Annotated in this window: 7 protein-coding genes; 3 read left to right on the top strand and 4 right to left on the bottom strand. The window is 58.9% G+C overall.

The genetic code is table 11. The features are described 5' to 3' along the window. Nucleotides 1–233: 233 nt before the first annotated feature. Nucleotides 234–653 (top strand): styrene oxide isomerase, encoded by a 420-nt coding sequence (locus J2W49_RS07565; RefSeq protein WP_310313729.1) that lies wholly within the window; start codon nt 234–236, stop codon nt 651–653. Nucleotides 654–759: 106 nt separating this feature from the next. Continuing rightward, nucleotides 760–1218 carry a GNAT family N-acetyltransferase gene (locus J2W49_RS07560; protein WP_310313725.1) on the top strand — a complete coding sequence of 153 codons (459 nt, stop codon included), beginning with the start codon at nt 760–762 and terminating at the stop codon, nt 1216–1218. Between the two features lie 111 nt (nt 1219–1329). On the opposite strand, the gene J2W49_RS07555 is transcribed toward J2W49_RS07560, so the two are convergent. The 3 genes from J2W49_RS07555 to J2W49_RS07545 all read right to left on the bottom strand — a co-directional run bounded on the left by J2W49_RS07555 (nt 1330) and on the right by J2W49_RS07545 (nt 3490). Next, nucleotides 1330–1704 (bottom strand): SCO4402 family protein, encoded by a 375-nt coding sequence (locus J2W49_RS07555; protein ID WP_310313721.1) that lies wholly within the window; start codon nt 1702–1704, stop codon nt 1330–1332. Nucleotides 1705–2347: 643 nt separating this feature from the next. After that, nucleotides 2348–2602 carry a transposase gene (locus J2W49_RS07550; RefSeq protein ID WP_310313718.1) on the bottom strand — a complete coding sequence of 85 codons (255 nt, stop codon included), beginning with the start codon at nt 2600–2602 and terminating at the stop codon, nt 2348–2350. Nucleotides 2603–2962: 360 nt separating this feature from the next. Beyond that, nucleotides 2963–3490, bottom strand: coding sequence for a GNAT family N-acetyltransferase (locus tag J2W49_RS07545; RefSeq protein ID WP_310313715.1), 528 nt, complete (start codon nt 3488–3490; stop codon nt 2963–2965). A 304-nt stretch (nt 3491–3794) separates the two neighbouring features. Between J2W49_RS07545 and J2W49_RS07540 the strand changes: the two genes are divergently transcribed. Then, on the top strand, nt 3795–4529 hold the full coding sequence (locus J2W49_RS07540; RefSeq protein ID WP_310313833.1) for a Crp/Fnr family transcriptional regulator: 735 nt from the start codon (nt 3795–3797) through the stop codon (nt 4527–4529). Between the two features lie 383 nt (nt 4530–4912). Here the strand turns inward: J2W49_RS07540 and guaA are convergent, their stop codons facing one another. Further along, nucleotides 4913–6526 carry a glutamine-hydrolyzing GMP synthase gene (gene guaA / locus J2W49_RS07535; RefSeq protein WP_310313714.1) on the bottom strand — a complete coding sequence of 538 codons (1614 nt, stop codon included), beginning with the start codon at nt 6524–6526 and terminating at the stop codon, nt 4913–4915. Nucleotides 6527–6726 lie beyond the last annotated feature (200 nt).

Below are 6726 nucleotides of genomic sequence, written 5' to 3'. Positions count from 1 at the left end.
GAAGCGGCCGGGAAATAAACTCAATTCTGATCGTGGCGGATTCAGCGTGACCCCACCGCACGGGCCAAAACCGAGTTTTTCAACAGAATTGGCCCCGAGCGGTCGTCTGGGCAAGTGTCGCGGAGCCGCCGTTGCAGTTGCAGCGGTCGGCAGGTTCTGCCCTTGCAACCGGGTGCTCCCCAGTAAACTCCCAAAAGTTTCGTGCCCGACCCGTCAGAACCGCTACCACCACGATGATCACGCCTGCCAAACATCTGATTTTCCATGGCTCAGTTGTCTTACTGTTCGGTCTCCTACTAGGCGCGCCCTACGGGAAAGCCATCAATCGAGAGGCATCCGCTCATATTGTCAACTCCTGGCGCATTGCCCATCAGAGTCTTCCAATTGCAGCAATCCTCATGTTTTCCGTGGCCGCCGTGCTCACGTCGTTGTCTGTTTCTGCGGCCTTGTCGTGGTTCATCGCTGGATGCCTAATCGCTTCGTCATACTTCTTTTGCATCTCCATGCCGTTGGCCGCCATCACCGGGCACAGGGGTTTGACGCGAGGTAAAACAACGCCGGAAAACGTTGTCCTGTTTGCAAACGTGGCGGGCGCATGGCTTTCGCTGTTTGCAGCTATTTGTTTGGTGTACGCAGCAGCGGCGTCGTTGTGAAGTCGCAAGCATTTCGCGTTGCCGGAGCGTGGCCCAACAGGCTGCAGCACCCTACCGCCTACGACGTCGGCTGAGCAGCGGCGTCAGACCTACGAATACATACACAATGGCTCATCCCCACATTAGGCCAATTCGGCACGATGACCACCAGCAGTGGCGATCACTCTGGGACGGATACAACGCATTCTATGGACGCAGCGGATCCACGGCTTTGGACGAGCGTGTGACGAAACAAACGTGGGAGCGGTTTTTTGACAAGGCCGAAACTGTGCGGGCGTTCGTTGCCGAACTCGACGGCCGGGTCGTCGGCATCGCGCATTTTCTGTTTCATTGCAGTACCTCACGCTTTTCTGACGTCTGTTACCTTCAAGACCTCTTCACCGAGGAGATTTGCCGTGGCAGGGGAGTGGGGCGCGCTCTCATTCAGCGGGTCCTAGACGCGGCGCAAGAGGCCGGGAGCTCGCGCGTCTATTGGACCACCCAGACATCCAACGTTGCTGGTCGTGCCCTCTACGACAAAATGGCCGAACATCACGGCTTCATTGTGTACTCCCATGAGCTCTGAGCCTTCGAGGCGCCTCGGCGTCGTGTGCGGCTCACCTCCAGCGTTGAACGGATGCTTTTACGGATGCGCAAAGACCGCTTCTGGCCGCATTTTGCCTCTGAAGCCCTCTCGCTAGCGCCGCATCAAAGAGGCCGCCGCAGTCTTGGCAGCTAGGACCACGGAATGCCATTCTGGAAGGTCGATGTACTCCGCATCCGAGAGTTTGGTTCCGTATCGCTCAAACACGACTTCGATAGAACTCACCAGGGCGGTAACGCAATCAGCCTCCGCAGCATCATTCAGAATCCAGCCGACTGTGGAATGGGCATCGCTAGCCAGTTGGGTGTCGTCGTACAGGAAGTGCACCGCATAGTCGAACTTGTCATGCTGCACGGCGCCCTCGGCTTGGCCATCGACCCACGCTCGACGCTGGTACGCGGGGTCGGCGAGGGCCTGCAGATGCTCTTCAAGCTCCTTGCGCATTTCGGGATATTTCACTTGAATCATGAGGGTTCGCTTGTGTCAGCTTCTGGCCGGTACCGGGTTTTGAAGGCCATCCGTGCTGTGCCGACTTGTTAAGCCGAATTTCTTCTCCTGCACCACAGGACGCTGAGGACTTGAAACGCGGCAAAGATGAGCATGACGGCCATTGTGACGACCGAAAACTGCGCTGGCACATAGTAGTACCCAGGCATGTCGGTCACGACGGAAAGTATCCCAACAACCAAGAGCCCCGCAGCGTATACCAAGGCTCCAGCCAAGCGTCCCCAAGAGCGGTGAAAAGTCTCGGGACGAAGAATGACGTACAAGACACCCACCAAGACTGCGAGCAACGCCCAAACGATAGCTACGGCACGCCACGGGTAGCTCCATCGTTCGGGGTGCAGCATCAGGCCAGGCCACTGCGCTTGGTACAAGGTGATCAAAGCAAACATAAGCCAGTAAAGCAGCAAGCAATACCGTCGGGTGAGCAGCGCAAGATTCATGCGGCTTAACGAGGCTGTAAAAAAACCTGTTTCCCGCAAGCGATTGCCATGCCTTGGGCATGACGCGGCGTCAAGATCAGGGTGTGAGTGTTCATGTCCGCAGTTTGCCGCAATTTCGTCCCCAAACGGGTCCTGACGACTGTTCATTCGCCCGTCCACCTACCCTACTGGTACCCAGTTCGCCCCAACTGCGTCTTCGCCAACTTCTCGATGTTGTGCACCATGCAGTACAAGTGCCACTGCGTGTTGACCTTAACCTGTCCTCGGTGATTCAAACGGGTCAGGCGCTTGTTGTGGCGGATGTTTCCAAACACCGGTTCCACGGTGCCGATGCGCTGGCTGCAGAGCTGTCGGCCCCGCCCGTCATTGGGCTGTAGCTCCAGTCCAGCTGAAGGGGAAGCGGTCGGTTGCTGCGCCATCCGGGTCGTGGGAGCCCGATGTCCGCAGTACCCCATGCAGCCGACGTTCATGGCTTGGCGCGCGACCAGGCCCGACGACTGCTTGGTGCCAGACAGCGGGAGTACACCCGCCGCTGGCGACAGGCTCCAATCGCTGCACTGCTGCCTCTCGGTTTCGCAAAGTCGGTTCCAGGCTGGCTACAGCCGGTCAGATTTTCAGAGCCCAATCACATCCGTCAGCGGAACCTGTCATTCCCCTTCTGCGAGGCGACCGACCGTTGCACTTCCAGCAGCGGCCACCCAGCAGCGATGAGCCACGCAAGGGGTCGAGCGACTGCTACCCGCTGAGGCGACCGGCTCTTCGGGGCCCTGTGCGGAAGTTCAGGGAGTCTCCTGCGCGAGGCGCTGTGACTTTAGGTCCAACTCCAGTGAAAGTTCAAGTTCGGAGAAGCCAAACTTTTTGTACATCTCAAGCGCCGACGTATTTTGAGCAAACACTGAGACTCGGAGCCATCGAGCCGAGTGAGAAGCAACGAAACTGACAGCGCGAGTCATCAGCATCTTCCCCAAACCGAGACCACGCGCTGAATCGGCTACGTATAGGTCTACAACTCTGGCCTCCTCAGTCACACCGTCAAGCGGCTCGGCAACAGGAACAGCAGCAAGTACCGAGATAAAGCCAACAACCTGGCCTCCCGACTCGGCGACGAAAATTGCGCCTTTCCACATGGCGCACTTCTCCTGTAGGTCGGCGAGGTACCGACTTGAAATCTGGCGCCCGGGGGGCATCCTTGCATCCTGCGCGCGACCAAAGTCTTGTAGCTCGCAGATGCACGTCCTGACTACATCGGAATCTAGCTCCGGGCTGAACTCTCGGATACGCATCTCTACCTCGTTGAACGACCGCATCTGGCCGATTCCTGAAGTCTAGCCTTGGAGATGGGGGACAGCTACCCATCAAGATGGGATCACCGGCTGCTTACCATCTCCCATCGAGACCACGGTGAGCATCATCCATTGCTATGCGTCCTCTCGCATTGGCAATGCCTCTGTTCCTCAGCGTACATACACAGACGACATGCTTGCCTACATTGATCTCGGTGCGCGCTACGCTTCATTTGGGGTGCCTGCTGCCGCTCTGAGTGAGGTCGCCATGAAAGTTCATCGGTCAGTGAAACTAGTCACCATAGCTAATAGGGACAGCCGCAAAGGCATGTCTGGTGAGCTGGTGCCAACGTCCAGCGAAATCAAGCTCAACGAGCTGCTTTCGGCTCTGCCCGAAACGCAAATCGCGCGCTGGCTACCACACCTGGAACTTGTGGAGATGCCGCTGGGGGCGGTGCTTTATGAGTCGGGAAAGCTGGAATCGCATGCCTTCTTTCCAACCTCCGGGATCATCTCGCTGCTGTACGTGATGAAGAACGGCGACTCAGCCGAGATTGCAGTGGTTGGCAACGAGGGCATGGTGGGTGTCGCCCTCTTCATGGGAGGCAACACGACAACCAGCCGAGCGGTGGTGCAAGCGGCTGGGCTGGGCTACCGATTGAAGGCTTCGTACATGTCAGAGGCATTTGATCTGGGTGGGCCCGTGGCAAAACTGCTGCTGCGGTACACCCAGGCCCTGATGACCCAGATGGCACAAACGGCGGTGTGCAATCGGCACCACTCGCTGGACGAACAGCTCTGCCGTTGGATGTTGCTAAGTCTGGATCGGCTTCCTGGCAATGAACTTGCCATGACCCAGGAGCTGATCTCAAACATGCTGGGCGTGCGCCGCGAAGGGGTGACCGAGGCAGCCTTGAAGATCCAGGCGGCCGGCATCATCAGCTACACGCGCGGGCGCATCAAGGTGCTGGACCGCGTAGGCCTGGAGCAGCGTGCATGCGAGTGTTATTCGGTGGTGAAGGTCGAATACGACCGCCTCCTGCCGCACCAGATGGCGAGCTGAGAAATTGCACAGCGGCCGTACTGCTATGGCCACCAGGCTATGGTCACATCCTGCCAGCTATGTCGACCTCGTCATCCGGAGCACTTGGCTATGGCGATGGAACGGCTGACCGTTCGATTCCGCTGGCTTCGACCCGATACCGTGAATGTCGCGATGGACAAGCTGGGCCTGTAGCACTGCCGTCAAGATGGGGGGTCCAGACGCTTACGGTGGAACGGCCAGCCCGCTGGATGCCATTGCCCATGGGCATTGAAAGTCCGCTTCGCGGTTCGTGGAGAAAGGACTGCTCGGGGTCTGCACCACGTCGGTTTTCGTTGATGATGCGGCTATATGGTCAATGGCGCTTATAACCCATTGATTTTTATACATTTGTTAACCGCCCGTCACTCCCACTCAATGGTCGCAGGCGGCTTGGAGCTGACGTCGTAAGTGACCCGGTTGATGCCGCGCACCTCATTGATGATTCGGCTGGACACCTTTTTCAACAAGGTATACGGGAGTTCTGCCCAGTCGGCGGTCATGAAGTCGCTGGTCTGCACGGCACGCAGTGCGACCACGTAGTCGTAGGTTCGGCCGTCGCCCATCACGCCGACGCTCTTCACCGGCAGGAACACGGTGAAAGCCTGGCTGGTCAGGTCGTACCAGCTCTTGCCGCTGGGATGATCGATGGTGGAGCGCAGCTCCTCGATGAAGATCGCATCGGCCCGCCGCAACAGGTCGGCGTATTCCTTTTTCACTTCGCCCAGAATGCGCACACCCAGACCGGGCCCCGGGAAGGGATGGCGGTAGACCATGTCGTGCGGCAAGCCCAGCGCCACGCCCAGTTCACGCACCTCGTCCTTGAACAGATCACGCAAGGGCTCGAGCAGTTTCAGGCCCAGTTGCTCGGGCAGGCCACCCACGTTGTGGTGGCTCTTGATGGTCACGGCCTTCTTGCTCTTGGCCCCGCCAGATTCGATCACGTCTGGGTAAATAGTGCCTTGTGCCAACCACTTGGCGCCTTTTGTTGATGCACCACTTGAAATGAGTTTGGCCGCTTCAGCCTTGAAAACCTCGACGAATTCGCGGCCAATGATCTTGCGCTTGGCCTCCGGATCGCTCACGCCGGCAAGGTGGCCGAGGAACTGGTCGGCCGCGTCCACCCGGATGACCTTGGCGTGCAGCTTGCCGACGAACATGTCCATCACCATGTCGCCTTCGTGCAGGCGCAGCAGGCCGTGGTCGACGAACACGCAGGTCAGCTGGTCGCCAATGGCCCGGTGGATGAGCGCCGCCGCCACCGATGAATCCACACCACCGGACAGGCCGAGAATCACTTCCTCGTCGCCCACTTGTTCGCGGATCTTCTGTACCGCTTCTTCAATGTGATCGCGCATCACCCAGTCGGGCTTGGTCTTGCAGATGTCGAGCACGAAGCGCTCCAGCAGCGCCCTGCCCTGCACTGTGTGGGTCACTTCGGGGTGGAACTGCACCGCGTAGTAACCCCGCGCCTCGTCGGCCATGCCGGCGATGGGACAGCTGTCCGTGCTGGCCATCAGCTTGAAACCCGGTGGCAGCTCGGTGACTTTGTCGCCGTGGCTCATCCAGACCTTGAGCATGCCGTGGCCTTCGGGCGTGGTGAAGTCGGCGATGTCCTTGAGCAATGCCGTATGGCCACGCGCGCGTACTTCTGCGTAGCCGAATTCACGAGCATGGCCAGCTTCCACCTTGCCCCCGAGTTGCTGGGCCATGGTCTGCATGCCGTAGCAGATGCCCAGCACGGGCAGACCCAGTTCGTAGACCGCGTCCGGCGCCTTGTCGTCCACCTCATACACACTGGCATGGCTGCCGGAGAGGATCACCCCCTTAAGTTGCCCATCGGCGGCAAATTCGCGCACCCAATCGCTGCTCACATCACAAGGATGAACCTCGCAATAGACGTGCGCTTCCCGTACGCGTCGCGCGATCAGTTGGGTGACCTGGGAGCCGAAATCGAGAATGAGGATTTTCTGGTGCATGAATGGGTGGACAGTTGGGCTTTCAGCGCCGATTCAGCCAGCGTGCGCCGCCAAAGGCTGCGCACGCCAGCACAAACAAAAGGGTCAGGGATTGCCAGAACCGTTCTGGATCGTCTTCAAGGGTGAACGGGTGCCTGCCAGGTGTTTCCCCGACAACGAGCCCGTAAACCACCATTCCGCCCAGAAGAAGTGCCAACGCG

This window comes from Hydrogenophaga palleronii (assembly GCF_031457455.1).
Lineage (GTDB): Bacteria > Pseudomonadota > Gammaproteobacteria > Burkholderiales > Burkholderiaceae_C > Hydrogenophaga > Hydrogenophaga palleronii_A.
The sequence above is the reverse complement of the archived record's forward strand: the minus strand, read 5'-3'. Positions and strand labels throughout refer to the sequence as shown.

Coding starts and splice junctions, on each gene's coding strand:
- J2W49_RS07565 (WP_310313729.1), top strand. CDS start 234: ATGATCACGCCTGCCAAACATCTGATTTTCCATGGCTCAGTTGTCTTA.
- J2W49_RS07560 (WP_310313725.1), top strand. CDS start 760: ATGGCTCATCCCCACATTAGGCCAATTCGGCACGATGACCACCAGCAG.
- J2W49_RS07555 (WP_310313721.1), bottom strand. CDS start 1,704: ATGATTCAAGTGAAATATCCCGAAATGCGCAAGGAGCTTGAAGAGCAT.
- J2W49_RS07550 (WP_310313718.1), bottom strand. CDS start 2,602: ATGGCGCAGCAACCGACCGCTTCCCCTTCAGCTGGACTGGAGCTACAG.
- J2W49_RS07545 (WP_310313715.1), bottom strand. CDS start 3,490: ATGCGGTCGTTCAACGAGGTAGAGATGCGTATCCGAGAGTTCAGCCCG.
- J2W49_RS07540 (WP_310313833.1), top strand. CDS start 3,795: ATGTCTGGTGAGCTGGTGCCAACGTCCAGCGAAATCAAGCTCAACGAG.
- guaA (WP_310313714.1), bottom strand. CDS start 6,526: ATGCACCAGAAAATCCTCATTCTCGATTTCGGCTCCCAGGTCACCCAA.